Origin of the sequence: Haloarchaeobius pelagicus (assembly GCF_051207375.1) — an archaeon.
GTDB lineage: Archaea > Halobacteriota > Halobacteria > Halobacteriales > Natrialbaceae > Haloarchaeobius.
The window spans coordinates 1,844,730-1,869,792 of record NZ_JBPJZD010000001.1; the positions used below are offsets into that span (position 1 = coordinate 1,844,730).

The following is a 25,063-nucleotide window of genomic DNA, read 5'->3' on the forward strand; positions in this document are numbered from 1 at the left end:
CCGAGACCCCAAATGACCACGAACAAAGCGAACGGAACGATGGAAGACGTCAGCCACACCAACCCCTACACCGGCGAGAGCATGGGGTCGGTGTTCGAACACGGCGTCACCATCGTCGCAGACGGCGGCCGCGACCCCGAACGAGAGGACGTCGAGGCCGAGGCCGAGACCGAGACGGATGGCACACCGATGAAAGACGTCGACCACACCCCGCCGCACGACGACGGCGAGGGCACCGACCGCGTCTTCGAGCGCGGCGGTGAGGGTGTACCCGAGGAGACAGAGGAGTAAGATGTCCGAGGGCACGCTCTACGACAAGGTGTGGGACCAGCACAAGGTCACGACGCTGCCGACCGGGCAGGACCAGCTGTTCGTCGGCCTCCACCTCATCCACGAGGTCACCAGCCCGCAGGCGTTCGGGATGCTCCGCGAGCGCGACATGGAGGTCGCCTACCCCGACCTCACGCACGCCACGGTCGACCACATCGTCCCGACAGCCGACCAGTCCCGCCCGTACAAGGAGGACGCGGCCGAGGAGATGATGGCCGAACTGGAGGAGAACGTGCGCGAGGCCGGCATCGACTTCTCGGACCCGACCTCGGGCGACCAGGGTATCGTCCACGTCATCGGGCCGGAGCAGGGGCTCACCCAGCCCGGCATGACCATCGTCTGTGGCGACTCCCACACCTCGACCCACGGCGCGTTCGGCGCGCTGGCGTTCGGTATCGGGACGAGCCAGATTCGTGACGTGCTCGCGACGGGCACGGTCGCGATGGAGAAGCAAAAGGTCCGCAAGATCGAGGTCACCGGCGAACTCGCCGAGGGCGTCGAAGCCAAGGACATCATCCTCGAGATCATCCGGCGACTCGGCACCGACGGCGGCGTCGGCTACGTCTACGAGTACGCGGGCGAGGCCATCGAGGACCTCGACATGGAAGGCCGAATGTCCATCTGCAACATGTCCATCGAGGGCGGTGCCCGCGCGGGCTACGTCAACCCCGACGAGACCACCTACGAGTGGCTCGAAGGGCGCGACCGCGTCCCCGAGGGCGACGCCTTCGAGGAGCGCAAGGCGTACTGGGAGTCCATCAGTTCCGACGAGGACGCCGAGTACGACGACGTGGTCACCATCGACGGCTCCGAGTTGGAGCCGGTCGTCACCTGGGGCACGACACCGGGCCAGGGCGTCGGCGTGACCGAGCCCATCCCGGCTCCCGAGGACCTGCCCGCGGACAAGCAGGACACCGCCCGACGCGCCCAGGAGCACATGCGCGTCGAGCCCGGTGACACGATGGAGGGCTACCCCATCGACGTGGCGTTCATCGGTTCCTGTACGAACGCCCGGATGCCCGACCTGCGCCGCGCCGCGAGCATCGTCAAGGGCAAGCAGGTCGACGAGGACGTTCGCGCACTCGTCGTCCCCGGCAGCCAGCGCGTCCAGCGCGCCGCCGAGGAAGAGGGCCTCAAGGAGGTCTTCGAGGAGGCCGGCTTCGAGTGGCGCAACGCCGGCTGTTCGATGTGCCTCGCGATGAACGACGATACGCTCGAAGGAGACGAGGCGTGTGCCTCCTCCTCGAACCGGAACTTCGTCGGCCGCCAGGGAAGCAAGGACGGCCGCACCGTCCTGATGAACCCGCGCATGGTCGCCGCCGCGGCCATCAACGGTGAAGTGACCGACGTTCGTACCGTCGAGGAGACGGAGGTGGTCACCAATGAGTGATGATGGCCCCGCCGAAATCGTCGAACACGTCTCCGGGACGGGTATCCCGGTCCGCGGGAACGACATCGACACGGACCAGATCATCCCGGCCCGCTTCATGAAGGTCGTCACCTTCGACGGGCTCGGGCAGTTCTCGTTCTTCGACCTCCGCTTCGACGACGACGACAACCCGAAGGACCACCCGTTCAACGAGGACCGGTTCGAGGGCGCGAACGTCATGGTCGTCAATTCGAACTTCGGCTGTGGCTCCTCGCGCGAGCACGCCCCGCAGGCGCTCATGCGCTGGGGCATCGACGCACTCATCGGCGAGTCCTTCGCCGAGATCTTCGCGGGCAACTGCCTCGCGCTGGGTGTGCCGACCGTCACGGCCGACACCGAGACGGTCGAAGCCATCCAGGACTGGGTCGACGAGAATCCTGACGGGGACATCGACGTGGACGTCGCCGAGGAGACGGTGACCTACGGCGATACCACGGTCGACGTGACCGTCGACGACGCCCAGCGCAAGGCGCTCGTCGAGGGCGTCTGGGACACCACCGCGCTGATGAAGGCGAACTCGCAGGCGGTCTCGGAGACGGCAGAGAGTCTGCCGTACGTCGAGGACGGCAAGCGAGTGTAGGCTGTTCTCGTCGGTCCCGTCGCCGAGCTGGTTTTCTACCGTGTTGAACGCTGCGCGTAACTCGGGAGGCGACCACTGGTCAGCCGGTGGTCGGCTGGTCGGTTGATTCAGAGGGCCGAGTCTGCCAGGATCGTAAGTGCAATAAATTGAATTTGTCAGGAGCGCCCTGATGAACTCAAAGCAGATATTCAACAGCGAATTCAATGCATGGCCATCTCGAACTGCTAGATTCTACGACGTTATTTTAGCTTTTGACAGGGAAGAATAACCAACCGTCACTCTCTGAGGCCCTTAATTGGAACCCATTCATTTCCGGTGTTCCATTCCCATTGTTCCCATGGATAGTCCCAGGCATATCCGTCGTCTCCTCTAATGAGTTTGTCAAAATCACGTGTCGCGCCCGATGGACTCCTCGGCTCGCCTTGGAACTGAATCCGACCATCTTGCACCTCCGCAAAAATCGTTATTGCTGAGTATTCTCCTTGCTCAAGATACTGCCATCGAAGAGTCGTGCCGTCTGGAAGCATCGGTAGCTCTGGGTCTGGCATGGTTCTTGAATCAAGAGTCCCCATAATGTTAAATGTTAGCACAGAGATTCAACCAAGCCATTTGAGACGATACCACTCGCTGAGACCGGACCTCATCTGGCCAGGGAGCACACCTATGTGAGATATGCACGCTGTATTCAGCACGCCATTGATACAGTACTGAAAATTTGTGATTTCTTCGGCGGTTCACTCGCACTCTCTATCTGTCGGTCACACGTCAGCGGTCCCGTCCCCGGATTCGAGCCCCGCTTCGAGATACTCCAGCACCCGCGGCCACGAATCCTCGCCAGCCCGTGCTGTGGCCGTCGCGACCTCGGCAGGCCCGACACCGGAGAGCGGCTGGTACGGCGTGCCGATGTAGTGGCCGACCCCATCGTACGTCAGATGCCCGTACGGGTGCTCGAAGTCGTGGCGGTCGAGGCGGTCGACGGCAATCTCGCAGAGATAGCGCGACTGCCAGACCGGGTCTTCGCCACCCGACAGCAGGAGAATCGGGCCGTTCGTGTTCTCGACTCTCGTGGCGACGCGCTCGATTTCCTCGTCGTCGATACCCGTCTCGACGGTCTCGCCGGGCGTATCACGCGCGACGATGTGCGGAACCGGCTCGCCGCCGTCGGTCCAGGCCGGTTCACCGGATGGGGTGTCCCACGCGAGGCCACTCCCTGCGTAGGAGATGACGGCCCCGACCCAGTCCCGGCGAGCGCCGAGCAGCAGGGCGAGTTCGGCCCCGCGGGAGACGCCGAACGCGCCGACGCGCTCCGCGTCGATTCCCGGTTGCTCGCTGAGCCACTCCCTCGCAGTGTCGAAGTACTCCAGGGGGACGTTCCGGTGGTCGTCGGGGATGGGGTCGCCCTCGCCGAAGTAGTCGATGGCGAGGGTGGCGTAGCCCTTGTCGGCGAGCAGTTTCGCCCGGCGGGTGCTGAGGCGGCCGGCCGACCCGTGGAGGTCGAGGATGGCCGGGTGCGGGCCGTCGCCTGCCGGCTCGAACAGGGTCCCGACGAGGTCGTCGCGGTCGACGGGCCGGATGGTGATTCCGGGGTCGTACAGGGTGCGGGTGATAGTCCGGGTGGCCACCGCGTCGTCGGTGGTCGCCCATAGCTCGATGGCGGCGTGCGGGTCGTCCCCGAGTGCGGGGTAGGCCTCGTCGGCGTCGTTGTCCATCGCCCAGAGCCAACCCATCGGTTCACAGCCGTCGTAGCTGCCGGACGCGGGCGCGTGCTCGGTCAGGTCGACCGTGCCGTCGTCGTCGGCCCGGAACGTCAGTTCCGAGTACCACTCGACGCCGTCGTCAGCCGCGAGGGAAGCGGTGAACGTGACTGGTTCGCCGGGGTCGAGGCCGGTCAGCCGAATCGCGATTCGCTCGTCGTTGTGACTGGTGTCGGGGGCGTGAATCGTGAGGGTAGTTTCGTGGTCGTCTGTGTCGGTGTCGGTGCTCGCGTCGTCAGCAATCACGTGGTCTGTCATGTCGAAGGGAGGCCGGTTCTCTGCAGGCGGTGCTGGTCCTGTCCGGGTCGGTCCGTGGTCAGTCGAGGAGCAGTCGGGCGTCGGCCTCGACCATCCCCGACTCGTCGCCGGGCACCTCCTGGAACCAGTCGACCGTGAAGTCGTCGGGGTCGATGCCGTCGTTCTCGATGGCCTCGTGGTTCAGCTGGGGGTCGGGGCGGTCCGCTGGACCCGCCACTGGGACGGCCCGGAAGACGACGTGGGTCGTCGACTCGAGGACCTCCTCGGAGCCCTCGACGCGGTGGTCGACCCGGCGGAGGCGCTCGGTTCCGGTGAACTGGACGGCGATGCCGGTGAGGTGTTCGACCTCGGCGAGTGCAGACGAGAGCCAGTCCTCGTCCGGTTCGACCTTGACGTTCGGCATGAGCCGGGTCCCGGAGGGCTCGTGGACCATGAGCAGGAGTCGACCCTGTTCGTCGACGATGCCGGCGATAGCGCGACCCGCATAGTCGGCCTCGCAGTGGTCCTCCCCCTCGTGGTCGTTGGGCGTCTCTCGGTAGTCGGCGTCGACCTCGTCGGCGAGCGATTGCAGGTCGGTGAACTGGTCGAAGGTGGGCGGTACGTCGGTCTCGGTAAGTGTGGCGTACTCGGACATGTATCGGGTGTGCCGCTGGTTCGCGGGCGGTTCGCCTGTCATCGGTCGAGGAACGAGCGGATGTCAGCGACGACGTTCCGGGTTCCTCGTTCGCGGTCAGTCAGCGGGCGGGCGTCAGCCGGGGACCTGGAATCGGCGGAGATGTCTCTCATGTGTCCTGTCTGTTTTCGGATTGGCAGTCGCTCGGTGGTCAGTGTCGCTGGCGTGTTCGCGCTCGTGTTCAGCCTGCTACTGGCCGAACACCGGAGTCTCGTGCTCCGGAGAAGTAGCTACTGGAGACTGATACAAGTAACTGGCGATTTAATTACGCACTGCTCTTTCGTTTAATAATTTGATGCCCGGGGATAAAAGTCTTGGGGTGCTGTTCGCGTGACAGGTCGGTCGAAACTGCACATCTGCCGACCCGGAGAACATCTGCCGATACCGAATCCCTTTCCACCCACTGTACCGTCATCGCGAGCAATGAGCGAACACATCGCCGTCATCCCCGGCGACGGGATCGGACAGGAGGTCGTTCCAGCGGCCATCGAAGTGCTCGACGCGGTCGGCAACTTCGAATTCGAGTACGGTGAAGCGGGCGACGCCACGAAAGCAGAGACCGGCGACGCACTCCCGCCGGAGACACGCGAGCTCGCCGCGAGCGCGGACGCGACGCTGTTCGGCGCGGCCGGCGAGACCGCAGCCGACGTCATCCTCCCGCTGCGTGACATCGTGGACTCGTTCGTGAACGTGCGGCCCGCCCGCGCGTACCCGGGCGTGGACGCGCTCCGCCCCGAGACGGACCTCGTCTTCCTGCGCGAGAACACCGAGGGCGTCTACTCCGGCCACGAAGACCGCCTCTCGGACGACCTCTCGACGCTGACCCGCGTCGTCACCTCGTCGGCGTCGGCCCAGCTCGCCGAGTACGCCTGCAACTACGTCGACGAACGCGGCAAGGACTCCTTCCACGTCGCGCACAAGGCGAACGTGATGCGCGAGACCGACGGGCGCTTCCGCGACACCGTCGTCGACGTCGCCGAGGCCAACGGCGTCGAGACCGAGGAGGTCCTGATGGACGCCTTCGCGACCCACATCTGTCTCGACCCGACGCAGTTCGAGGTCGTCGTCTGCCCCAACCTCGCGGGCGACGTGCTCTCGGACCTCGCAGCCGGCCTCGTGGGTGGGCTCGGACTGCTCCCGAGCGCGAACATCGGGCCGGACAACGCGCTGTTCGAGCCGGTCCACGGTACCGCCCCCGACATCGCCGGTGAGGGCGTCGCCAACCCCTCGGCGACCATCCTCTCAGCCGCGATGCTGCTGGAGTACCTCGGGTACGACGAGGAGGGCCAGGCAGTCCGCGATGCCGTCGAAGCGACCCTCGAAGAGGGCCCGACCACGCCCGACCTCGGCGGCGACGCCAGCACCGAGGAGGTCACCGCGGCCATCGTCGAGCGCCTGTAGACCGACACCAGTTCTCTTTCTGCTGCATCGCAAGGGGCTGCGCAGCTGTCGCTATGCGACCGCCCCGTGCCACCTGTTCACACAATCAAGAAAGTTGCGAGTGCTCTACTCAGAAACAAACACAATATCTGGCACAAACAATTAAATCCGTGCAGTCACCACACACGAATAGGAACTCAAGAGGATAGTATGCTACCTGCAGAGAGAAAACGAAAGATAGTGGAACTCGTATCGGCACAGGACGGGTGCTCCGTGCAGGAACTCGCGGACCACTTCGGCTTCTCGAAGGCGACCGTCCGACGCGACCTCCAGCAACTCGAAGACGACGGGATGATAGAACGCTCCCACGGTGGGGCGGTCCCGGTGACCACCGTCGGGCGCGAACAGACCTACGGGCAGCGAGAGGTCCAGAACTTAGAGGAGAAGATGGCCATCGCCGCCCGTGCCGTCGAGGAGATCGTCGAAGGCCAAGTGGTCTGCTTCGACTCCGGGACGACGACGATGGAGGTCGCGAAACAGACGCCCAAGGACGGGTCGATCCTCACCGTCACGAACTCGCCGTTGCTGGCGCTCGAACTCGGGAAAGAGGACAACGAGGTCAAACTCACGGGCGGGACGCTCCGCGAGCGGACCCGGGCGCTCGTCGGACCGAGCGCGGAGCGCTTCATGGAGCGCATGAACTTCGACCTGCTGTTCCTGGGGACGAACGCGGTCGACGTCGAGGCCGGTCTGACCACGCCCAACGAGGACGAAGCACGCATCAAAGAACAGATGGTTGGCTGCGCGGAGACCGTCGTGCTCTGTGCCGACAGCACCAAACTCGGCGACCGGAGTTTCGTCCAGTTCGCCACGCTCGACGACGTGGACGTGTTCGTGACCGACGCCGAACTCACGGACGAGCAGCGCGAGGCGTTCTACGCGGCGGGCGTCAGACTCGTGACGGAGGTTGCGTGATGATACTCACGGTCACCCTGAATCCGGCCGTCGACCACACCGTCACGGTCGACGAGGCGTTCACCCCCGACACCGTCCACCGCGCGGGGTCGGCCCGATACGACGCCGGAGGGAAGGGCATCAACGTCTCGAAGTACCTCGTCGAGCTGGGTCGCGAGACGGTCGCGACCGGTGTCCTCGGCGGATTCCTCGGTGAGTTCGTCCGCGAACGCCTCGCCGCCGACGGAATCCCGCAGGACTTTGTCGATATCGACGGCCTCACCCGGCTGAACACGACGGTCCTGGGAGAAGAGGAGTACAAGGTGAACCAGAACGGACCGACCGTCGGCGTCGAGGCCATCGATGCGATTATCGAGACCATCGAGCACTACGAGCCAGCGCTGGTCGTCGTGGCGGGCAGCCTCCCGCCGGGCCTCACGACCGACGCGATAGACGCCATCAGTCGCGCGGGCGACTGGCAGACGGTCGTCGACGTGGGCGGGGCGACACTGCAGGGCCTGGACGCGACCTACGCGCTCTGCAAGCCGAACCGCGCCGAGCTCGCCGCCGCGACCGAGATGCCCGTCGGAACGGTCGACGAGTGTGCCGCCGCGGCCGAAGCCTTCCGTGAGGAAGGGTTCGAGACGGTCGTCGCGTCGCTCGGGTCGGATGGGGCTGTCCTCGCCTCGTCCGATGGGACGTACCACGCACCCGCACTCGACGTGGACGTGGTGGATACCGTCGGCGCAGGGGATGCACTGCTGTCCGGCGTGCTGGCCGCGCTCGACCGTGGGGACTCCCCCCGGCAGGCCCTGGGAGAAGGGGTCGCCGTCGCGTCGAAGGTGGTCGCCGTGGCGGGGACGAGCATCCCCTCCCTGGCCGATCTGCCGACGGACGCCGAGCACGTCTCGGTCACGGTCCACTGATGTGTCTATCGCGTGTGCCCGAAATTCGCCCTTCTGGCGAGGTTACAGCCCAAAACAAACAAAAACGAAAATATTCGAAAGTACTTTTGAACCGTACCTGAACTATTGTGATGGACACACTCATGGCACTGAAGGACACGGCAGAGGGGGCGCTCAGATCACACGTAACGAACGTCAAGGAACACCTGATGACGGGTGTCTCGTTCATGATACCGTTCGTCACCATCGGCGGTATCTTCATCGCGCTCGGGTTCGCAGCCACCGAATTCGTCCCGGGCACGCCTGCAATCGAGAACCTGGCGAGCCAGCCCGGCACGCTGGACTGGTACCTCGTCCAGATCGGCGGGGCTGGGCTCACGTTCATGGTCCCGATACTCGGGGCGTACATCGCGTACGCCATCGCCGATAGACCAGCACTCGCACCCGCGTTCATCCTCACGTACATCATCCAGCAGCCGGCCGTCATCGAACAGACCGGCAAGCTGCTCGGTCTCAACGCGGGGGGCAAGCCCGCGGGCTACCTCGGGGCCATCGTGGTCGGTCTCGTGGTCGGCCTCGTGGTCCGGTGGTTCAAGAACCTGGACGTACCGAAGGCCATCAAGCCGATGATGCCGGTGCTCATCATCCCCGTCGTCTCGACGGCGGTCCTCACGCCCGTCGTCCTGTTCGCGCTGGGCGTCCCGGTCGCCATCGTGAACGACGCGCTGACCTCGTTCCTGTCGAGTATGCAGGGCGGCACGGCCATCGTCCTCGGCCTCATCCTGGGTGGGATGATGGCGTTCGACATGGGCGGTCCGGTCAACAAGGTCGCGTACGTCTTCGCGGTCGGCCTCATCGCCGCGGAAGGGGGAGCCGTCACCAAGCCGATGGCCGCGGTGATGATCGCGGGGATGACCCCGCCCATCGGCATGGCGCTCTCGAACCTCATCGCGCCGCACAAGTACTCCGAAGAGATGTACGAGAACGCCAAGAGCGGGCTCGTCCTCGGGGCGTCGTTCATCACGGAGGGGGCGATTCCCTACGCGGCGGCCGACCCGCTCCGTGTCATCCCGAGCATCATCGCCGGCAGTGCGGTCGCGGGCGCAACTTCGATGGCACTGGGCGTGACGATGCCCGCCCCCCACGGCGGCATCTTCGTCTTCCTGCTGTCGAACAGTCCGCTGCTGTTCCTCGCCTGCGTCGTGCTGGGGTCGCTCACCACCGCGGCGGTCGCGACGCTCATCAAGCCCGACTACGAAGAGCGCATGGCAGAGAGTAGAGCAGAGGGCGACGCACAGCCCTCGGACTGAGAATCGAAATTCGACTACCGACAACCGCCCGATTGGACCATTTCACATACACGGAAACACCATACATGCAACAGCCACAACCCGACATCCGAGAGATACTGACGACTGACACCGTTGCCCTGGACAGCGAACCGGAGAGCAAGACCGACTGCATCGAGACGCTGCTCGATCTCGTGGTCGCCACGGGTCGCGTCGAGGACCGGGACGCAGCCTTCGACGCGCTCCTCGCCCGCGAGGAGGAGACGACAACCGGCGTCGGCAAGGGAATCGGCATCCCGCACGCGAAGACGGATGCCGTCTCCGAACCGACGCTCGCGTTCCTCCGCTCCGAGGCCGGCATCGACTTCGACGCGATGGACGGTGAACCGGCGCACCTGATATTCATGATACTGGTGCCCGAGAGCGGAAGTCAGGACCACCTCAGCATCCTGAGCAGCCTCTCCCGAGCGCTCATGCACGACGACGTGCGCGAGTCGCTGTACGATGCCGACTCGCCAGACCGAGTGGTCGACGTGGTCGCGGAGGCGGTCGAATGAGCGAGCGCATCGTCGAGGTCGTCCCTGCCGACGGCCTGCACGCCCGCCCCGCCGCGAAGTTCGTCGAGGCCGCGAACGAGCACGACGCCGACGTGACGGTCCAGCCCGTCGATGGCGACACCGACCCGGTCGACGCCCGGAGTATGCTCGGCGTGACGAGTCTCGGTGTGGCCTGCGGTGACTCGGTCAAGCTGACCGCCGAGGGGGCCGACGCCGAAGTCGCACTCGACGCGCTCGAAGCCGTCCTCTCCACGCCGGAGGCCGAACACGACGCATGAGCTGGCGACTCGACGGCGTCGGTGCCACGCCCCGGTCCGGGGTCGGCACCGTCGTGTGGTACGACCCGGACGCGAGCCTGGACGAGCCGCCCGAACCAGAGACGGTCGACGCGGACGTCGAGCGCGAGCGTGTCGCCGACGCGCGAGCGACCGCGCGATCGGAGATCGAAACCGAGCGCGAGCAGACCCGTGAGCGCATCGGGGACGAGGAAGCCGAAGTGTTCGACGCACACCTGCAGTTCCTCGATGACCCACAACTGGTCGACGCCGTCGACGACGCCATCGACGAGGGACTACCCGCCGAACACGCGGTCGTGGCCGGGTTCGAAGACCCCATCGCCCAGTTCGAGGGCATGGACGGCATGATGGCCGAGCGCGCGGACGACCTGCGGGACATCCGTGACCGCCTGGTCCGCCTCCTGACCGATGGCGACCGAGTCGACCTCGGGAACGTCCCCGAGGGGACGGTCCTGCTCGCGGAGCGACTCACCCCGAGCGACACGGCACAACTCGATTCCGACCGCGTCGCTGGATTCGCGACGGTCGAGGGCGGTCGGACCTCCCACGCGGCCATCTTCGCCCGGTCGCTCGCCATCCCGGCCATCGTCGGGCTGGGCGACCAGCTCAACGAAGTCGAGGAGGGGGCGACAGTCGTCGTGAACGGCGACGACGGAACGCTCGTCGTCGACCCCGACGAGGAGACTCGGGCCGCGGCCGAGCAGACGGAGACCGTCGAAATCCGCCCGGACCCGGTCTCGACCGCCGACGGAACGCCCGTCGAGGTTGCGGCGAACCTCGGCACACTCGCAGAACTGGACGGTGCAGTCGAACAGGGCGCGGACGGCATCGGGTTGTTCCGAACCGAGTTCCTCTTCCTGGACCGGACCAGCCCGCCCGAGGAGGCCGAGCAAGTCGAGACGTACACGGAAGCGCTCGACGCCTTCCCCGAGGGGCGCGTCGTGGTCCGGACGCTCGACGTGGGTGGCGACAAGCCCATCCCGTACCTCGAGCAGCCCGACGAGGACAACCCGTTCCTCGGCGAACGTGGCGTCCGCCGGTCGCTCGGGCGCGACACCGACCTGTTCGAGACGCAGTTGCGTGCGCTCATGCGAGCGGCCGCTGCTGGCGACGGCGACCTCGCGGTCATGTTCCCCATGGTCGCAACCGTCGAGGAACTCGACGCGCTTCTGGAGCGGGTCGAGTCCGTCGCCGCCGACCTCGAATCAGAAGGTATCGCCCACGAGGTCCCCGAACTCGGGGTCATGATAGAGACACCCGGAGCCGTGTTCCTCGCGAACGAACTCGCCCAGCGCGTCGACTTCCTCAGCCTCGGCACGAACGACCTCACCCAGTACGTCATGGCCGCGGCCCGCGAGAACGACCGGGTCGCGGACCTCCACGACCCGCTACACCCGCCGGTCCTGCGGGCCATCGCCCGCACCGTCGAGGCCGCCCACGCGAACGACGCCTGGGTCGGCATGTGCGGCGAGATGGCCGGGGACCCCGCGGTCACAGAACTGCTCGTCGGACTCGGCCTCGACGAACTGAGCATGAGCGCAGTCACGGTCCCCGCCGTGAAGGCTGGCGTCGAATCGACCGGAGACGACGCCGCGGCCACGCTCGCCGAACGCGCATTGTCAGCACACACCAAAGACCAAGTGCCCACGACCACCAACGATTCATCATGAAACTTGTCGCAGTCACGTCCTGTCCGACCGGAATCGCACACAGCCAGATGGCAGCAGAGAACCTCGAACAGACAGCGCCGGAGCTCGGCCACGAGATCAAGGTCGAGGTCCAGGGCGCGATGGGCGCGGAGAACGAGCTCACCGCCGCGGAAATCGACGCGGCCGACGCGGTCATCATCGCCGCGGATACCGCCGTAAGCCGCGACCGATTCGAGGGAAAGCCCCTCGTCAAGGGAACGGTGAAAGACGCAGTCAACGACCCGGAAGGCCTCATCGAGCAGGCTCAGGCGGAGGTCGACGGCGAAGGGAGTGCGGCGGCAGACGCCGCCTCGTCAGACACCACAGAGACGACCACGACCGACACCACAGAGACGACCACGACTGACACCGACACCAGCCAGCGACCGAAGGGCGGCGACCGCTCGAAGGGCCTGTTCGCCCGCCTGAAGCGACTTTTCTCCTGAGTTCGCCCGATTCGTTCCCGTCTTCTGGCCGAAGCCCATCACCCCCGGAGCCGACACGCTTTTCCACCAACCAACTGACACGCCCGTATGGACGAGGTCTCCCGAACCGCGGCCGTGTACGACGACGACGCCACCGCCTTCGTCGAGAAGTACCGGTCGGAGTCGGTCGCGAAGCTGTACGGGCAGCGGTTCTTCGACGGCCTCACCGGCGAGCGCGTCCTCGACGTTGGCTGCGGTCCTGGAGCCGACGCGACGGTATTCGCAGAGCGCGGCTACGAGGTGACGGGAATCGACCGGACCCGGCCGTTCTTGCAGACGGTGCGTGAGGAAGTCCCCGAGGCTCGCGCCGCCCACGGCGACATGCGCTGGCTGCCCTTCTGTGACGATGCCTTCGACGGTATCTGGAGCTGTGCCTCCCTGCTTCACGTCCCCCGTGAGGACGTTCCTGCGACGCTCCGGGAGTTTCGCCGGGTCCTCGCTCCGGATGGCCTCGTGTTCGCTTCGCTCAAACGCGGCGAGGAGAGCGGCTACAGTGAGGACGGACGGTACTTCGAACGATACACGTCGGGGGAAGTGCGGCGGCTGTTCGAGGAGAACGGGTTCGACTGTGTGGAGATCGAGATAAATGAAGTGCCGGGCACCGAACCGCAGCTGGCCTGGATTCAGGTCCTCGCGGGTGAGGTGTGTCCCGCGAGCGAGAACTAGCTCTCGGTCAGTGCGTCGACCAGGTCGGGCGTCCCCAGAATCGTCGGGACGCGCTCGTGCAGTTCTCCAGGCTCACGGTCGAGCAACCGCTGCCGCCCGTCGGTAGCTGCCCCGCCGGCACACTCCACGATGTGGGCAACGGGGTTCGACTCGTACTGGAGCCGCAACACCCCGTTAGGTCGCCCCTCGTGTTCGGGGTAGCACAGCAGGCCACCGTTGGCCAGCAGGTGCCCCATATCCGCGACCATCGCGCCGGTGTACCGGAGTTTGAGGCCGACCTCGCCCGCCAGGTCGAGCACGCTGGCCGGCATCCCATCGTCGGTCCGGTCGATGGTTCCGACGCCGTCGAGTCCCACGACGGTGGCCTCGTCCGGGAGCGCAACCTGACTGGGCGCGACCCGCTCCCCGTCGCGAACGACCCACTCCGTGGCCTCCCCCTCGTGGGCGACCGTCATCGTCGTCAGCGGGCCGTACCGGACGACCGCGCTGGCGACGAGGCTCGTCCCTTTCGCGGGCAAGGGCGCATCGTACACGCCGACGACCGTTCCCACCAGATTGTTCGAGGCGAGGTTCGAGGAGCCATCGACCGGGTCGACCGTGACCGAGAAGCCCGACCCGCAGTCGACGACCGATTCGCGTTCCTCGCTGGCGTAGGCACCGACCGCATCGAGTGCCGTCAGCCGGTCGTGAAGCAGTGCGTCGACCCGGTCGTCGGCCGCGATGGCGTGGTCGCCGGAGGGGTTCTCGCCTGCCGAGACCATAGCCGCGGTCTCACCACGACTGGTCGCGAGCGCTCTGCGGATTGCCGGCTCTGCGGCGGCGACGGCGTCGAGGACCGCCGCGACGCTCGTGGTCATTCGAGTGCGCTGGCTGCGTTCGCCGCGGACTCGCCCTCGAACACGACCTGTTCGAGCGCGTCGAGGAGCGCGTGCGGGTCGTCGGCCTGCCAGACGTTCCGGCCCACCGCGAGGCCCGACGCCCCGGCCTCCATCGCCGTCTCGACGAGGTCGAGGAACGCTCTGGAACTCGTTTTCGAGCCGCCGCTGAGAACGACCGGCATATCGGCGGCCGCGTCACACGCCCAGGCCATCGCCTCGGGCGAGCGCGGATACTTCACCTTCGCCAGGTCCGCACCGAGTTCGAGTGCCACGCGCGTAGCGTACGCGATGGTACTCGGTTTGCGGTGCTCCTTGATGGCCTGTCCACGAGGGTAGGACCACATCGCGACCGGGAGGTCGTACTTGCGGGCTGCCTCCTGCACCGCACAGAAGTCCGCGAACATCTCCGGCTCGCGGTTGGTCCCTGGGTAGACCGTGTAGCCGACCGCGTCGGCACCGAGTTCGGCCGCGTACTCCACGGAACACGTCGGCGGGGCGTATGGCTCGCCCTCCCACAGGCTGCTCGACCCGTTCAATTTCGCGAGCAACGAGACACTGTCGTCGTACGACGGATAGTACGTCTCCGCGAGCCCCTTCTGGACGGCGAAGCCCGTCACCGCGTCGTGGGTCGCCATCTCGAACACCGTCTCCGGGTCGAGTCGTGCTTCGACACCGTCGAACGCTGTCGGCCCGTGTTCGAGCCCGTGGTCGTGTGCGAGGATGATTGCCTTGCCGTCTCTCGTCAGCGCCGAGTCCACTTGTGGCTGCATAGCACGACCGACGGGAAACAAACAAAAACAGTTTTTGAATATGTTTGTTTGCTTTTGTCTCTGTCTGTAATCGGGGAGGTTTCGAAACCGATTATCCGGACTGAACGCCCGAAACCCCCACCAGTTCTGCCTCGGCACCGCGCTTAACCCCTCTGCAGCCGTATCTCTACCCGTATGCCCACCATCGAAGTCTCCGAGAAGACGAAAGAGCGACTCGACCGCCTCCGCGAGGAGGACGAGACAGACGACGAGCTCATCATCGAGCTCATCAACATCTACGAAGCGAGCGAGCGGACCCTGTTCCACGCAGGGGACTGATTCTCTCTACTTCTCTGCCCGGGCGCACACCGAGGCCCACTTGCCCTTCGACTCGAGGTGTGCCTGGAGCGTCTCCGCGTACTCGCTCGCGAGCTTGCTCGCCGCTTCGGTCCGCTCGGCTTCGCGCTTCTTGCCGCCGCCACCCATCCCGAGCGCATTTTTCACGGAGTCGAACAGGCCGCCACCGCCGCCACTGCTCCCACCGGAGCCACCGGGGGCCCCGCCCATTCCCTGCATCTGCTGTGATATCTTCTCCAGTTCCGGGATGATCGCCGAGAGTTTCTCGTCGTTCGCGACGATGCGAGCCTCCTCGGGGTTCTCGGGGTTCTCTATCTCGAACTCGATAGCGCTCATGATGAGGTCCCACTCCTGGTTCGAGAACTCGGAGTCGAGCACCTCCTGATTGAACTCCTTGTCGACGGTCATCCGGTCACCCACGATAGTGTCCTGCCAGTTAGCCATACCCGATAGTTCGGGGACGGCCCGTATCAGAATTGTGTCTCGCCGAGGACGCGACCCCATAGGATTGTCAGTCACAGGATAAAATTATTCTGCCAGTTGCCTGGCCGCGACAATCAGGTAGTCGTTTAGTGGTTCTGACACTGGAACCGGGAAATGGTCCCCATGGACGAAGACAAGTACCCTCCAGAGACCGATAGACGACGGTTCGTCAAAGGCGTCGTCGGTGGCTCCTCCATGGCAGCCATCACGACTGCCGGCGCGGCCGCAGTGAACAGCAGCACGACCGACGTGGGCAAGGGCGGCGGGTCAGTGACCTACCGTGCCATCCGGAACACCGACGGCCCCGCCCCGCGCGGCCTTCCCCAGATACCGCTCGAAACGGACGAGGACGGCTACCTCAAGGGTGTCTGGCCCGAGGCCGAGACCAGAACGCTCGAAGACGGCACCGAGATCACCGTCGCCGAGACCGAGATCGCCGGCGTCACCTACTCCTCGCGTTGGTTCCAGTACTGCGGCGTCCAGACGTACCGCAACATCCAGCCCGATTCGGACCACGACAACTACCTCCGGTACGAACCCGCGACGACGTACGACTGGCAGCGCCAGGCGGTCGAAGGCGGGGAGAAGGTCCACCCCGAGGACTTCGTGCCCTACGAGGACTGGACGAACCACATCGGTGACCCGGGGTACGGCAAACCCGCCGACTGCAACTGGCGTTCCCACGCGGACTCGGTTCCCGCAGAAGAGAGCCTCGCCGTGCAGGTCATCCGGAGCCCGCTCATCGAGGAAGCCGCGAAGGAGGACGAATGGATCGCCGCCTCGACGGTAAAGGGCTGTCTCGCCTTCATGAACAAGTGCACCCACTTCTGTTGCATCCCCGGGTTCAAAGACAGCGGCGACGCGCCGAAGTTCGGTGCGGCGAACAAGAGCTACTGCGGCTGTCACCAGTCGGTGTACGACCCGTTCGACATCGTCGAGAAGACGTACATCGCCTTGCCGCGGCCTGACGAGTAAGACCGCAACACGGCCGGGGCGGCCGGCCGAAACCGGTTAGAACGCGCCGTCTTCGAGTTCGACCGTCGCGTGCAGGCTCTCCTTGAGCGCGTCGTGGACCTTACAGAGGGCCTCGGCTCGCTCGACGACGGCGTCGGCCTTGTCGCCAACCTCGTTCTCGACCTGCACGTTGAAGGTGATCGCGTCGAGTTTGTCGTCGTCGTTGAGGTCACCGATGGTGTGAATCTCGACGCGGCCGAGGTCGCCGGCCTTGCGCTGCTCGGCAGCCACGCGGAGCGCGGGGACGAAACACGCCGCGTAGGAGGCCAGCAGGCTCTCGAGTGTGTCCGGTGCGGCCTCACCGGTCGCGTCGATGCTGGTCTCGAAGTCGCGGATTTCGTTCGTCGCGCTGAACCCCTCCTCGGAGATGGTACGGACTTCCTTGGACATTGCGTTGCGTACATCTCACGGAAGCGGGGTAAGCGTTGGCCTCCCGGTGGTTGCTGTCGCCGTCTCGGACGCAGACCGGGCGCGCATGTGGTCCCCCGAAACCGCCCGACTCCGGCCGGTTCTGGGGCCATCGTGGGACGAATCTGGGTCTAACCTGTGGTCGAGTTTCATGTAACCTCGGCGAACGCTCTTTAGGTCCTTCGGGCTCTGTCAGGCTGCAGTTCAGACATGAAAGCACGAACGATGACCGCGGTCGGGTTCGCCACCCTCCTCCTCACGTCTAGTGTGGTCGGCGTGGTGGCTGCGACGCCCGACGAGACGACGACCGACCCCGAATCGACCGGCGACTGGCGCGCCGAACTGACCTGGTACCTCGGCCTGTTCGACCTGAGCGACGACCAGGTCGACGCCATCGTCGACGAGGCCGAACGCATGCACGAGGACGGGGCGACCGCGCACGAGATACGTCGCGAGGTCGTCGACTCGCTCCACCAGTACGGGGTGGCCGAGCGCGAGATTCGGGAGAAGTCCCAGCTACGCGTCCTGTACGAACTGAAGACGCACTACCACCTGACCGACGCCCAGCTCGACGAGCTGACGACGATGGTCGTCACGATGTACGAGGATGGCGAGGCCATCCCCGAGATCAAGCACGCCGTCGTCTGGCAGCTCCAGGACTACGGCGTCGACACGACCGCCCTCGAAGAGCGCATGTGGCAGGCCCGGTACGACCACCTGCTGCGCCGGTACGACCTGACCGAAACCGAAGCCCAGCTCATCGTCGACGACACCCGCGCCCTGTTCGAGGACGGCGCGACCTGGGACGATATCCAGGACTCGGTCCGCTCGCACCTCCGTGAGTTCGACGCCAGGCGCGTCGACCAGGGCCACTGGCGCGACAAGCTCCAGCACGTCAAGAAGATCCACGACCTGGCCCACCGGTACGGCCTCAGCGGCGAGGAGGTCCGTGACGTGGTCACCACGGCCCGCGAGATGAAGGCCGACGGCGCAAGCAACGAAAAGATTCGCGCCGCAGTCGGCGAACTGATTCGCGACTACGCCAGCGACGACCATCCCACGGACGGCAGCGACCGGCTCAGCCAGCTCGCCGAGCGCCTGCAGGCGAACTTCGCCCTGACCGACGGTGAGGTCCGCGACATCGTCACGACGGTCAAGACCATGCACGAGAACGGTGCCGACCGCGAGGATATCAAGCAGATGGTCCGCGAGAAGGTGACGCGGTTCACCGCTGACGACCGCAAGAAGGCCGTCGCGAAGCGCGTGGCCCACCACCTCCACGCCGAGTACGACCTGACCCGCGAGGAGATTCACACGGTCCTCGGCGAGGCCCGTGACCTCCGGAACGACGGGGCGTCCTGGGCCGAGGTCCGCGAGTACATCACCGACCGCGCCGAGGAACTCTCGGGTGCGGACACGAACACCGAGGAGTCCGACCCCGAGCGCCCCGACGATGCGGACTCCCGGCGACTCGTCGCCCCGGCCTGAGCTGACCGCCGGCCCTCCGAGTGTCACCCCCCGACCCCAGTGACTTATTACAGCGTTCGCGGTACAGGAAACAGACATCGATGCGAAAGGTGCTCTGGTGGCTCATCGGCGGTGCTCGCGGGGGTCGGAACCGCCTGCGCATCGTCTACGCGCTGGACCAGAAACCGATGAACACCAACCAGCTGTCGAACGCGCTCGACCTCGACTACAAGACGGTGCAACACCACCTCGAACTCCTGACCGAGAACAACGTACTGATGACCATGGGCGACGACTACGGCAAGACCTACTTTCTGACCGACCAGATGGAAGCGAACATGGACGTCCTCGACGAGATCGCCGAACAGGCGGACCTTGGTGATGTGGATGTCTGAGGTGCGCGCGGGCCGGCGGACGCTCGCCGTGGCCCTGGTCGCCTTCCTCGTCGCCATCGTCGCGACGTTCCTGTTCACCCGGCTCGTCGGCCGGCTCCCGCTGACCGACCACCCAGAGATAGCCATCCAGCTCGTCGTCAAGATGTTCGTCTCGACGTTCACCGTCGTCCTGCTCATCGCGCTGACGATGAACTACCTCACCGTCTACCGCGAGCTGCCCAACCGGTTCACGCTGAGTCTCATCATCTTCTGTCTCTCGCTGCTGCTGTACGCCATCACGTCGGTCCCCATCGTCGCGATGATATTCGGCGGCTTCCGGCAGGGCCTCGCCGCGAGTATCGGCCCGTTCGCGTTCATCCCCGACATGTTCGCCAGTATCGCGGTGTTGATACTGTTGCACCAGAGCTACGAGTGACGAACTGGAGGCCGAATACTCGCCGGAATGACTATTAGCTTGCTTCGCTAGTTTCGGATAGTCATGGCAGAGTACGCACAGGAGATCTCGTCGGCCGTCCTCGAAGCGCTGGTCGATAACCTCCCGGACGGGGTACTCGTCGAGGACGAGACTCGGGAGATAATCGTGGTCAACAGTGCGCTCTGTGACGTGCTCGACCTCGACACGGACCCGGAGGGACTCCTCGGGCAGGACTGTGCCGCCGCCGGAGCAACCGTCGCCGACTCGTTCGTCGATTCGGCGGAGTTCATGCCGCGCATCGAGGAGCTGCTCGACAGGCGGGAGCCGGTGTCCGGTGAGTCGCTTCGCCTCGTCGACGGCCGGACGCTGGAACGGACCTACGTGCCCTACACGCTCCCGGATGGGGAAGCGAACCTCTGGGTGTACCGCGACGTGACCGAGCGCGTCGAGCAAGCGAACGCGCTGGAGGCGAAGAACGAACGACTCGAAGCGTTCGCTTCGATGGTCTCACACGACATCCGCACCCCGCTCAGTGTCGCCACGACGCGACTCCAGCTCGCCCAGGAGACCTGTGACTGCGAGCATCTCACCGAGGCCGAGGAGAGCCTCGAACGGATGGACGAGCTTACCCAGCAACTGCTCGTCCTCGCACGGGAGGGGAAGGCAGTCCACGAGACCGGACCGGTGCCGCTCTCGGTCCTGGTCTCGCAGTGCTGGAACAACGTCGAGTCCGAGAATGCCGTACTGGACAACGAGGCCGAGGGGACCGTCGTCGCTGACTGGAACCGCCTCGCGCAACTGTTCGAGAACCTGTTCAGCAACGCGGTGGAACACGGGCGGCGGGGCGCCGGCGAAAACGGTGACGACACGAGTCGTGAGTCGGGCGAGGTGCGGGTCCGTGTCGGGCTCCTCGAGGACGGGTTCTACGTCGAGGACAACGGGACCGGGTTGGCCGTCGACGAGCCGGAGCGAATCTTCCAGACGGACTTCTCGACGTCCGAGCACGGCACCGGCCTCGGTCTGAAGATCGTCGAGGAGATCGTCGACGCTCACGACTGGAACATCGCGGTGGATACGACGCAGACGGCGGGTGTCCGGTTCGAGGTGACCGGCGTCTCGTTCGAAACGGAGACCGAAGAAATGTCGGGGTCAGGCTACCGGAAGCGCTAGTTACCGGTCCAGCAGGTTCTCGCTCAGCTCCCAGGACTCGTCACCCTCGAGGACGACGACGTCGGCGTCACTGCCGGTCGCCTTGACCTCGCGGGCGAAGTCGTTGGGGTCCTGCTCGATGGGCGGGAACGTGTCGTAGTGCATCGGGAACGCGTAGTCCACGTCCAGCCAGTCGACCGCGATGGCGGCCTGCCACGGGCCCATGGTGAAGTGGTCGCCGATGGGGAGGGCGGCCGCGTCGGGCTGGAGGTGCGGGCCGATGACGTCGCGCATCTCGGTCATCAGCGCGGTGTCACCCGCGTGGTAGAAGGTCTCGGAATCCGCGTCGGCGACCTGCGTCGGCTTCGTGTTCGAGATGATGAAGCCGGCCGGCATCCCGCCGGAGGTGCCGTAGCTGGTGTCCATCCCGTTGGTGTGGTCGGCGCGGTGCATCGTGATGTAGGCGTCGCCACACTCGACGGTGCCGCCGAGGTTCATACCCATGCCGCCGACTGCCTCGTACTCGCCGAACTCGTCGCGGCAGTACTCGACGACCTCGGGTGTGGCGACGAGTTTCGTCCCCTCGTAGCGGTCCACGTCGCCGATGTGGTCCGCGTGCCCGTGCGTGAGGAGCAGGTAGTCCGGGTCCAGCTCCTCGGGGTCGGTCGACGTCTTCGGGTTGTCGAAGAACGGGTCGATGAGCAGCTCTGTATCGCCGACCGTCACGGACCACGTCGAGTGGCCGTACCAGGTGAGTTGCATGGCAACTGGTACTACTCCCGAGATACACTTAAAACTGCACGCGGCGGCAGGGACGGTACGATGTCCGACGGGTTATATGAGTCGGACTCACGTAGCCGACGGCATGCTCGCGTTACAGCTCAGTGACTTCATGCTCGAACTCAAGGAGGGCTCCATCAAGAACGTCGGCCCGGCGAACAAGTCCGGCTCGGCGAAGCTGTTCGACGTCGCGGAGGCAGCGGCACGGGAGTTCGGCGACAAGCGCGTGAAGCTGGTCTTCGAAGACGACGACGGAAACGAGGTACAGGTCGCGCTCTTCCCGGAGCAGGTGCGGTCGCTCGTCGACGATATCGAGAACCTCGAAGAGGAGTCCCCGGTGTTCGAGTGAACCCCGGAACCACCAGTGTGGGATACGCACGCCGGCAGGGCAGTACCCAGCTACCCGGCCGGCCAGTTGGTCGATTCGTCGGTCGAGTGCCCGAATCAGGCGTTGTTCATCCGCTGGCTGGAGCGCTCGCCGCACGTCTGGCACTCCTTGACGCGGTACGGTTCGCGGGAGAACTGCGCATTCTCCGTCTTGGAACTCTCGGTGATGATCTGGACGGAGACCTTGTGTAGCGTCTCCGTACCACAGCAATCGCAGTGTTCGGTCAGCCCGTTGAATGAGTCGTCAGTCGTTGCCATATCTGAAGATTACCCTCTACTGTTATAATGCCACATTAGCGTTTTCAAGCTGAGAAATAACCCTGTTGTACCACTTGGTGGTGAATTTTGACACTGTTCAGACCGGGTACAAAAACCTTATATTTCGTAACCGGTGACGTATGTGCGTGGACGACGAGCGGCCAATCGAGGAGATTCTGGACACCATCGGCGACGAGCACGCACGCGAAGTGCTCGCCGCGGTCAGCGAGGAGCCTCGCTCGGCCAAGCAGGTCGCCGAATTCTGTGACCTCTCCCTCCCAACGGTGTACCGGCGAATCGAGATGCTCAAAGAACACCAGCTCGTCACCTCGGAGACCCTCGTCGCGAAAGACGGGAACCACTACGACGCCATCAAGTCGAACTTCGACGCGACGGTCATCCGTCTCAAAGAGGACGAGTACGACATCCGGATCTACCGCAAGGAGAACCTGCCGGACCGGTTCTCCAGTCTGTGGGACGAGCTCGGTCGCTGACCGGGCTCCGGCGGTGCAGTTATGTTCTCGGGCACAGTAGCAGGAGAGCAACCGTGGTAGAGTTGCTCGAAATCGCTGGAATGGTGCTGATGATGATGCGTCTCGTCCTGTTCGCGCTCGCGCTGGGATTGACCTTCATCAGTTTTCAGGCATACAATCAGAAGGGCGGGAAGCGGCTCGAATCGGCGTTCATCGGCTTCGCATTCATCAGTATGGGGGTGGCGCTGACCAACATCAGCATGCAGATAACGGAAGGTGTGATCTACTTCAACATCGCCGAGACGGTGCCGTTCATCGTGGGGTTCAGCATGTTGTATCTCTCCCTGTACCGCTGAGCGAGTTTCGACAACAGTTTTAGGCCGGGTCCATTCTACTCCGCCAAATGGGTAACTGTATCATCTGTGGTGCCTCGGTTGACGGGCACATCTGTAAGAGCCACGAGGAAGACGTCGTCTTCACGTTCGAGGGCGATTCACCGAACCAACTGACCCCCGGCCGCTACTACCGCGGTAGCGTCGACGGCTTCGCCGAGTTCGGCGTGTTCGTCGACATCGGGACCTCGGTCACCGGTCTGTTGCACCGAAGCGAACTCGACAAGCGACTCGACAGCCTCGACTGGAAGTCGGGCGACACCGTGTTCGTGCAGGTGACGGACGTGCGCGACAACGGCAACATCGACCTCGGCTGGTCCATCCGGCAGGACGAGTCCGAGTTCCGCGGCAAGCTCATCGACAACCCGAGCGGCGACCGCCTCCCCGAGGAGGAGAAACAGGAGGTCGCGGCGACGACCGACGGGAGCCAGCAGGCCGCGACGCAGGTCCGCACCCCCGACGCCGAGGACGCCGCACCGAGCGCCGACAAGACGCAGGAGCCGACGGAGGCCCCCGACGAGGGAAACGCTGACGCGGCGGTCGAATCGGCCGACGAGTCCGAACCGGTCACCGCCGACGAATCTGCCGACGAATCCGAACCGGTCACCGCCGACGAATCGAGCGACGAATCCGAACCGGTCACCGCCGACGAATCGAGCGACGAGTCCGAGCCGAGCCCCGACAAGCAACTCGCCCGCACCGCCATCGACGTCCTCACGGACAACGTCGGCAAGGACGTGAGCATCGAGGGCGAGGTCATCAGCGTCCGCCAGACCTCCGGCCCGACCGTCTTCGAACTGCGCGACGAGAGCGGCGTCATCGAGTGCGCCGCCTTCGAGGAGGCAGGCGTCCGCGCCTACCCCGAAGTCAACGTCGACGACGTCGTCCGCCTCGTCGGTGAGGTCGAGCGCCGTCACGACAACATCCAGGTCGAGACCGAGTCCCTGACCGTCCTCGAGGGCGACGAGGCAGCCGCCGTCGAAGACCGCATGCAGGCCGCCCTCGACGACGAGGCCGACCCCGGCACGGTCGACCTGCTCGCCGACCACGACTCCGTCGCCGCCGTCGCGGACGAGATCCGCGAGGTCGCGACCGCCATCCGCCGCGCCGTCATCGAGTCGCGCCCGGTCGTCGTGCGCCACCGCGCGAACGCGGAGGGCTACGTCGCCGGTGCCGCCATCGAACGCGCCGTCCTGCCCCTCGTCCGCGAGGAACACGCACGCGACGACGCCGTCTACCACTTCTTCGAGCGGCGACCGCTCGACGAGCCGGTGTACGACATGGACGCCGCGACGAACGACGTGACGAACATGCTCGACGCGCGTGAGCGTCACGGCGAGCAACTCCCGCTCATCGTGCTCGCCGACCTCGGCAGCACGCTGGAGTCCCAGGAGAGCTACGACCTGCTCGACGTGTACGACGCCGACCGCGTCGTCGTCGACGCGGGCCACCCCGACGAGGAGATCGTCGATTCGGTCTCGGGTATCGTCAACCCGCACCTCGCCGGTGCCGGTGACGACGTGACGAGTGCGACCCTCGCCGCGAACGTCGCGGCACACGTCAACGAGGACGTGCGCGAGGACCTCCTCCACCTGCCCGCCATCGGCTACTGGGCCGACGCGCCGGCAGTGTACACCGACCTCGCCAGCGAGGCGGGCTACAGCGAGGACGAGACCCGCGAACTCCGCGAGGCCATCGCCCTCGAGGCGTACTACCAGTCCTACAAGGACAAGCGCGAACTGGTCACCGACCTCCTGTTCAACGAGAGCGACGGACTCGCGGGCCACGTCAGCAAGCAGTTCCGCACCAAGCTCGAGCGCGAACTGGAGACCGCCCGCCGGAACGTCTCGACCCGGACCGCACAGGGCATCGAGTTCGCCGTGCTGGACGCCGACGCGTTCACGCACCGCTTCGACTTCCCGCCGACGGAACTCCTGCTCGACTCGCTCCACCGCGAGCAGGCCGCCGAGACGGACGAGCCGCTCGTCACGCTCGCGTTGGGTGACGACGACCTCTACCTCCGCAGCACGGAGTACGTCGACGTCCGCGAGGTCGCCGACGAGGTCGCCGAAGTCGTCTCCGACGCTGGCCTGAGCGTCGTCGGTGGCCGCGACGGCCACCTGGAGTACCTCGCCGGCGAGCGCGACGACGTGCTCAACGCGACGGTCTCGGCCATCGCGAAGTCGTTCAAGCCCTGAGCAGTCGTCGATAGCC

31 protein-coding genes are annotated in these 25,063 nt (G+C 65.3%); 22 read left to right on the top strand and 9 right to left on the bottom strand.

Annotated elements, in window-relative coordinates:
* Nucleotides 1–12 precede the first annotated feature (12 nt).
* From ACSC1S_RS09745 to leuD, 3 genes are read left to right on the top strand one after another with little or no spacing between them, the layout of a single operon-like run.
* On the top strand, nucleotides 13–291 hold the full coding sequence (locus ACSC1S_RS09745) for a DUF7989 family protein (RefSeq protein ID WP_435364131.1): 279 nt from the start codon (nucleotides 13–15) through the stop codon (nucleotides 289–291).
* Between the two features lies 1 nt (nucleotide 292).
* The gene (gene leuC / locus ACSC1S_RS09750; RefSeq protein ID WP_435318673.1) at nucleotides 293–1,720 is read left to right on the top strand and encodes a 3-isopropylmalate dehydratase large subunit; all 1,428 of its coding nucleotides are present in this window, start codon (nucleotides 293–295) and stop codon (nucleotides 1,718–1,720) included.
* Entirely contained in the window at nucleotides 1,713–2,339 is a 627-nt protein-coding gene (leuD, locus tag ACSC1S_RS09755) for a 3-isopropylmalate dehydratase small subunit (protein ID WP_435364132.1), read from the top strand. The genes leuC and leuD overlap by 8 nt, the downstream gene beginning before the upstream one ends.
* A gap of 275 nt (nucleotides 2,340–2,614) precedes the next feature.
* On the opposite strand, the gene ACSC1S_RS09760 is transcribed toward leuD, so the two are convergent.
* From ACSC1S_RS09760 to ACSC1S_RS09770, 3 genes are all read right to left on the bottom strand, one after another.
* Nucleotides 2,615–2,887 carry a hypothetical protein gene (locus ACSC1S_RS09760; protein ID WP_435364133.1) on the bottom strand — a complete coding sequence of 91 codons (273 nt, stop codon included), beginning with the start codon at nucleotides 2,885–2,887 and terminating at the stop codon, nucleotides 2,615–2,617.
* A 210-nt stretch (nucleotides 2,888–3,097) separates the two neighbouring features.
* Nucleotides 3,098–4,351 (bottom strand): acyl-CoA thioesterase/BAAT N-terminal domain-containing protein, encoded by a 1,254-nt coding sequence (locus ACSC1S_RS09765; protein ID WP_435364134.1) that lies wholly within the window; start codon nucleotides 4,349–4,351, stop codon nucleotides 3,098–3,100.
* A gap of 58 nt (nucleotides 4,352–4,409) precedes the next feature.
* Nucleotides 4,410–5,027: a hypothetical protein gene (locus ACSC1S_RS09770; protein WP_435364135.1), complete on the bottom strand. Its 618-nt coding sequence runs from the start codon at nucleotides 5,025–5,027 to the stop codon at nucleotides 4,410–4,412.
* Between the two features lie 420 nt (nucleotides 5,028–5,447).
* On the opposite strand from ACSC1S_RS09770, the gene ACSC1S_RS09775 reads away from it, so the two are divergent.
* The 9 genes from ACSC1S_RS09775 (at nucleotide 5,448) to ACSC1S_RS09815 (ending at nucleotide 13,244) form a co-directional block, all read left to right on the top strand.
* Complete coding sequence (locus ACSC1S_RS09775; RefSeq protein ID WP_435364136.1) at nucleotides 5,448–6,425, top strand: isocitrate/isopropylmalate dehydrogenase family protein; 978 nt, start codon at nucleotides 5,448–5,450, stop codon at nucleotides 6,423–6,425.
* Between the two features lie 189 nt (nucleotides 6,426–6,614).
* Nucleotides 6,615–7,379, top strand: coding sequence for an HTH-type transcriptional regulator GlpR (gene glpR / locus ACSC1S_RS09780; protein ID WP_435318680.1), 765 nt, complete (start codon nucleotides 6,615–6,617; stop codon nucleotides 7,377–7,379).
* A complete protein-coding gene (gene pfkB, locus ACSC1S_RS09785; protein ID WP_435318681.1) occupies nucleotides 7,379–8,284 on the top strand; it encodes a 1-phosphofructokinase in 906 nt (301 codons plus the stop codon). Before glpR ends, pfkB begins: the two co-directional genes overlap by 1 nt.
* A gap of 110 nt (nucleotides 8,285–8,394) precedes the next feature.
* A complete protein-coding gene (locus ACSC1S_RS09790; RefSeq protein WP_435318682.1) occupies nucleotides 8,395–9,573 on the top strand; it encodes a PTS fructose transporter subunit IIC in 1,179 nt (392 codons plus the stop codon).
* Nucleotides 9,574–9,638: 65 nt separating this feature from the next.
* Complete coding sequence (locus ACSC1S_RS09795; protein ID WP_435364137.1) at nucleotides 9,639–10,109, top strand: PTS sugar transporter subunit IIA; 471 nt, start codon at nucleotides 9,639–9,641, stop codon at nucleotides 10,107–10,109.
* The gene (locus ACSC1S_RS09800) at nucleotides 10,106–10,387 is read left to right on the top strand and encodes an HPr family phosphocarrier protein (protein WP_435318684.1); all 282 of its coding nucleotides are present in this window, start codon (nucleotides 10,106–10,108) and stop codon (nucleotides 10,385–10,387) included. Before ACSC1S_RS09795 ends, ACSC1S_RS09800 begins: the two co-directional genes overlap by 4 nt.
* Nucleotides 10,384–12,075, top strand: a complete 1,692-nt coding sequence (gene ptsP / locus ACSC1S_RS09805; RefSeq protein ID WP_435364138.1) for a phosphoenolpyruvate--protein phosphotransferase — start codon at nucleotides 10,384–10,386, stop codon at nucleotides 12,073–12,075. The genes ACSC1S_RS09800 and ptsP overlap by 4 nt, the downstream gene beginning before the upstream one ends.
* Nucleotides 12,072–12,539, top strand: a complete 468-nt coding sequence (locus ACSC1S_RS09810) for a PTS fructose transporter subunit IIB (protein ID WP_435364139.1) — start codon at nucleotides 12,072–12,074, stop codon at nucleotides 12,537–12,539. The genes ptsP and ACSC1S_RS09810 overlap by 4 nt, the downstream gene beginning before the upstream one ends.
* A gap of 87 nt (nucleotides 12,540–12,626) precedes the next feature.
* On the top strand, nucleotides 12,627–13,244 hold the full coding sequence (locus tag ACSC1S_RS09815) for a class I SAM-dependent methyltransferase (protein ID WP_435364140.1): 618 nt from the start codon (nucleotides 12,627–12,629) through the stop codon (nucleotides 13,242–13,244).
* On the opposite strand, the gene ACSC1S_RS09820 is transcribed toward ACSC1S_RS09815, so the two are convergent.
* Together ACSC1S_RS09820 and ACSC1S_RS09825 are read right to left on the bottom strand one after the other, a co-directional pair.
* The gene (locus tag ACSC1S_RS09820) at nucleotides 13,241–14,101 is read right to left on the bottom strand and encodes a class 1 fructose-bisphosphatase (protein WP_435364141.1); all 861 of its coding nucleotides are present in this window, start codon (nucleotides 14,099–14,101) and stop codon (nucleotides 13,241–13,243) included. The genes ACSC1S_RS09815 and ACSC1S_RS09820 overlap by 4 nt on opposite strands.
* On the bottom strand, nucleotides 14,098–14,892 hold the full coding sequence (locus tag ACSC1S_RS09825; protein ID WP_435364142.1) for a class I fructose-bisphosphate aldolase: 795 nt from the start codon (nucleotides 14,890–14,892) through the stop codon (nucleotides 14,098–14,100). The genes ACSC1S_RS09820 and ACSC1S_RS09825 overlap by 4 nt, the downstream gene beginning before the upstream one ends.
* A 174-nt stretch (nucleotides 14,893–15,066) precedes the next feature.
* On the opposite strand from ACSC1S_RS09825, the gene ACSC1S_RS09830 reads away from it, so the two are divergent.
* Nucleotides 15,067–15,210, top strand: a complete 144-nt coding sequence (locus ACSC1S_RS09830; protein WP_435318690.1) for a DUF7557 family protein — start codon at nucleotides 15,067–15,069, stop codon at nucleotides 15,208–15,210.
* A gap of 6 nt (nucleotides 15,211–15,216) precedes the next feature.
* Here the strand turns inward: ACSC1S_RS09830 and ACSC1S_RS09835 are convergent, their stop codons facing one another.
* Nucleotides 15,217–15,672 carry a DUF5799 family protein gene (locus ACSC1S_RS09835; protein ID WP_435318691.1) on the bottom strand — a complete coding sequence of 152 codons (456 nt, stop codon included), beginning with the start codon at nucleotides 15,670–15,672 and terminating at the stop codon, nucleotides 15,217–15,219.
* Nucleotides 15,673–15,825: 153 nt separating this feature from the next.
* Between ACSC1S_RS09835 and ACSC1S_RS09840 the strand changes: the two genes are divergently transcribed.
* Complete coding sequence (locus ACSC1S_RS09840) at nucleotides 15,826–16,686, top strand: ubiquinol-cytochrome c reductase iron-sulfur subunit (RefSeq protein WP_435364143.1); 861 nt, start codon at nucleotides 15,826–15,828, stop codon at nucleotides 16,684–16,686.
* A 36-nt stretch (nucleotides 16,687–16,722) separates the two neighbouring features.
* Here the strand turns inward: ACSC1S_RS09840 and ACSC1S_RS09845 are convergent, their stop codons facing one another.
* A complete protein-coding gene (locus tag ACSC1S_RS09845; RefSeq protein ID WP_435318692.1) occupies nucleotides 16,723–17,115 on the bottom strand; it encodes an OsmC family protein in 393 nt (130 codons plus the stop codon).
* A gap of 228 nt (nucleotides 17,116–17,343) precedes the next feature.
* On the opposite strand from ACSC1S_RS09845, the gene ACSC1S_RS09850 reads away from it, so the two are divergent.
* The 4 genes from ACSC1S_RS09850 to ACSC1S_RS09865 all read left to right on the top strand — a co-directional run bounded on the left by ACSC1S_RS09850 (nucleotide 17,344) and on the right by ACSC1S_RS09865 (nucleotide 20,580).
* Nucleotides 17,344–18,621 (top strand): hypothetical protein, encoded by a 1,278-nt coding sequence (locus ACSC1S_RS09850; RefSeq protein ID WP_435364144.1) that lies wholly within the window; start codon nucleotides 17,344–17,346, stop codon nucleotides 18,619–18,621.
* An 89-nt stretch (nucleotides 18,622–18,710) separates the two neighbouring features.
* A complete protein-coding gene (locus tag ACSC1S_RS09855) occupies nucleotides 18,711–18,995 on the top strand; it encodes an ArsR/SmtB family transcription factor (RefSeq protein ID WP_435320250.1) in 285 nt (94 codons plus the stop codon).
* Nucleotides 18,988–19,410, top strand: coding sequence for a DUF8036 family membrane protein (locus ACSC1S_RS09860; RefSeq protein ID WP_435318694.1), 423 nt, complete (start codon nucleotides 18,988–18,990; stop codon nucleotides 19,408–19,410). The genes ACSC1S_RS09855 and ACSC1S_RS09860 overlap by 8 nt, the downstream gene beginning before the upstream one ends.
* 63 nt (nucleotides 19,411–19,473) lie before the next feature.
* Complete coding sequence (locus tag ACSC1S_RS09865; RefSeq protein WP_435364145.1) at nucleotides 19,474–20,580, top strand: PAS domain-containing sensor histidine kinase; 1,107 nt, start codon at nucleotides 19,474–19,476, stop codon at nucleotides 20,578–20,580.
* On the opposite strand, the gene ACSC1S_RS09870 is transcribed toward ACSC1S_RS09865, so the two are convergent.
* A complete protein-coding gene (locus ACSC1S_RS09870) occupies nucleotides 20,581–21,321 on the bottom strand; it encodes a metal-dependent hydrolase (protein ID WP_435364146.1) in 741 nt (246 codons plus the stop codon).
* Between the two features lie 103 nt (nucleotides 21,322–21,424).
* Between ACSC1S_RS09870 and ACSC1S_RS09875 the strand changes: the two genes are divergently transcribed.
* Nucleotides 21,425–21,688: a hypothetical protein gene (locus ACSC1S_RS09875; RefSeq protein WP_435320251.1), complete on the top strand. Its 264-nt coding sequence runs from the start codon at nucleotides 21,425–21,427 to the stop codon at nucleotides 21,686–21,688.
* Nucleotides 21,689–21,783: 95 nt separating this feature from the next.
* On the opposite strand, the gene ACSC1S_RS09880 is transcribed toward ACSC1S_RS09875, so the two are convergent.
* Nucleotides 21,784–21,984: a DUF7835 family putative zinc beta-ribbon protein gene (locus ACSC1S_RS09880; protein ID WP_435318697.1), complete on the bottom strand. Its 201-nt coding sequence runs from the start codon at nucleotides 21,982–21,984 to the stop codon at nucleotides 21,784–21,786.
* A 140-nt stretch (nucleotides 21,985–22,124) separates the two neighbouring features.
* Here ACSC1S_RS09880 and ACSC1S_RS09885 point away from each other — a divergent pair, with 140 nt between their 5' ends.
* The 3 genes from ACSC1S_RS09885 to ACSC1S_RS09895 all read left to right on the top strand — a co-directional run bounded on the left by ACSC1S_RS09885 (nucleotide 22,125) and on the right by ACSC1S_RS09895 (nucleotide 25,047).
* Nucleotides 22,125–22,478, top strand: coding sequence for a winged helix-turn-helix domain-containing protein (locus ACSC1S_RS09885; RefSeq protein WP_303647521.1), 354 nt, complete (start codon nucleotides 22,125–22,127; stop codon nucleotides 22,476–22,478).
* 80 nt (nucleotides 22,479–22,558) lie between these two features.
* The gene (locus ACSC1S_RS09890) at nucleotides 22,559–22,813 is read left to right on the top strand and encodes a DUF7521 family protein (protein WP_435320252.1); all 255 of its coding nucleotides are present in this window, start codon (nucleotides 22,559–22,561) and stop codon (nucleotides 22,811–22,813) included.
* A gap of 47 nt (nucleotides 22,814–22,860) precedes the next feature.
* Nucleotides 22,861–25,047: a DHH family phosphoesterase gene (locus ACSC1S_RS09895; protein ID WP_435364147.1), complete on the top strand. Its 2,187-nt coding sequence runs from the start codon at nucleotides 22,861–22,863 to the stop codon at nucleotides 25,045–25,047.
* The last annotated feature ends 16 nt before the right edge of the window (nucleotides 25,048–25,063 follow it).

Excerpts from the sequence above, each read along its gene's own strand:
- ACSC1S_RS09760 (WP_435364133.1), bottom strand. The coding sequence starts at position 2,887 with ATGCCAGACCCAGAGCTACCGATGCTTCCAGACGGCACGACTCTTCGA.
- ACSC1S_RS09745 (WP_435364131.1), top strand. The coding sequence starts at position 13 with ATGACCACGAACAAAGCGAACGGAACGATGGAAGACGTCAGCCACACC.
- ACSC1S_RS09850 (WP_435364144.1), top strand. The coding sequence starts at position 17,344 with ATGAAAGCACGAACGATGACCGCGGTCGGGTTCGCCACCCTCCTCCTC.
- ACSC1S_RS09800 (WP_435318684.1), top strand. The coding sequence starts at position 10,106 with ATGAGCGAGCGCATCGTCGAGGTCGTCCCTGCCGACGGCCTGCACGCC.
- leuD (WP_435364132.1), top strand. The coding sequence starts at position 1,713 with ATGAGTGATGATGGCCCCGCCGAAATCGTCGAACACGTCTCCGGGACG.
- ACSC1S_RS09765 (WP_435364134.1), bottom strand. The coding sequence starts at position 4,351 with ATGACAGACCACGTGATTGCTGACGACGCGAGCACCGACACCGACACA.
- ACSC1S_RS09870 (WP_435364146.1), bottom strand. The coding sequence starts at position 21,321 with ATGCAACTCACCTGGTACGGCCACTCGACGTGGTCCGTGACGGTCGGC.
- leuC (WP_435318673.1), top strand. The coding sequence starts at position 293 with ATGTCCGAGGGCACGCTCTACGACAAGGTGTGGGACCAGCACAAGGTC.
- ACSC1S_RS09860 (WP_435318694.1), top strand. The coding sequence starts at position 18,988 with ATGTCTGAGGTGCGCGCGGGCCGGCGGACGCTCGCCGTGGCCCTGGTC.
- ACSC1S_RS09895 (WP_435364147.1), top strand. The coding sequence starts at position 22,861 with ATGGGTAACTGTATCATCTGTGGTGCCTCGGTTGACGGGCACATCTGT.
- ACSC1S_RS09795 (WP_435364137.1), top strand. The coding sequence starts at position 9,639 with ATGCAACAGCCACAACCCGACATCCGAGAGATACTGACGACTGACACC.
- ACSC1S_RS09880 (WP_435318697.1), bottom strand. The coding sequence starts at position 21,984 with ATGGCAACGACTGACGACTCATTCAACGGGCTGACCGAACACTGCGAT.
- ACSC1S_RS09840 (WP_435364143.1), top strand. The coding sequence starts at position 15,826 with ATGGTCCCCATGGACGAAGACAAGTACCCTCCAGAGACCGATAGACGA.
- ACSC1S_RS09865 (WP_435364145.1), top strand. The coding sequence starts at position 19,474 with ATGGCAGAGTACGCACAGGAGATCTCGTCGGCCGTCCTCGAAGCGCTG.
- ACSC1S_RS09770 (WP_435364135.1), bottom strand. The coding sequence starts at position 5,027 with ATGACAGGCGAACCGCCCGCGAACCAGCGGCACACCCGATACATGTCC.
- ACSC1S_RS09875 (WP_435320251.1), top strand. The coding sequence starts at position 21,425 with ATGCTCGCGTTACAGCTCAGTGACTTCATGCTCGAACTCAAGGAGGGC.
- ACSC1S_RS09825 (WP_435364142.1), bottom strand. The coding sequence starts at position 14,892 with ATGCAGCCACAAGTGGACTCGGCGCTGACGAGAGACGGCAAGGCAATC.
- ACSC1S_RS09815 (WP_435364140.1), top strand. The coding sequence starts at position 12,627 with ATGGACGAGGTCTCCCGAACCGCGGCCGTGTACGACGACGACGCCACC.
- ACSC1S_RS09810 (WP_435364139.1), top strand. The coding sequence starts at position 12,072 with ATGAAACTTGTCGCAGTCACGTCCTGTCCGACCGGAATCGCACACAGC.
- ACSC1S_RS09775 (WP_435364136.1), top strand. The coding sequence starts at position 5,448 with ATGAGCGAACACATCGCCGTCATCCCCGGCGACGGGATCGGACAGGAG.
- ACSC1S_RS09890 (WP_435320252.1), top strand. The coding sequence starts at position 22,559 with ATGGTGCTGATGATGATGCGTCTCGTCCTGTTCGCGCTCGCGCTGGGA.
- ptsP (WP_435364138.1), top strand. The coding sequence starts at position 10,384 with ATGAGCTGGCGACTCGACGGCGTCGGTGCCACGCCCCGGTCCGGGGTC.
- pfkB (WP_435318681.1), top strand. The coding sequence starts at position 7,379 with ATGATACTCACGGTCACCCTGAATCCGGCCGTCGACCACACCGTCACG.
- ACSC1S_RS09845 (WP_435318692.1), bottom strand. The coding sequence starts at position 17,115 with ATGTCCAAGGAAGTCCGTACCATCTCCGAGGAGGGGTTCAGCGCGACG.
- glpR (WP_435318680.1), top strand. The coding sequence starts at position 6,615 with ATGCTACCTGCAGAGAGAAAACGAAAGATAGTGGAACTCGTATCGGCA.
- ACSC1S_RS09820 (WP_435364141.1), bottom strand. The coding sequence starts at position 14,101 with ATGACCACGAGCGTCGCGGCGGTCCTCGACGCCGTCGCCGCCGCAGAG.
- ACSC1S_RS09835 (WP_435318691.1), bottom strand. The coding sequence starts at position 15,672 with ATGGCTAACTGGCAGGACACTATCGTGGGTGACCGGATGACCGTCGAC.
- ACSC1S_RS09790 (WP_435318682.1), top strand. The coding sequence starts at position 8,395 with ATGGACACACTCATGGCACTGAAGGACACGGCAGAGGGGGCGCTCAGA.
- ACSC1S_RS09830 (WP_435318690.1), top strand. The coding sequence starts at position 15,067 with ATGCCCACCATCGAAGTCTCCGAGAAGACGAAAGAGCGACTCGACCGC.
- ACSC1S_RS09885 (WP_303647521.1), top strand. The coding sequence starts at position 22,125 with ATGTGCGTGGACGACGAGCGGCCAATCGAGGAGATTCTGGACACCATC.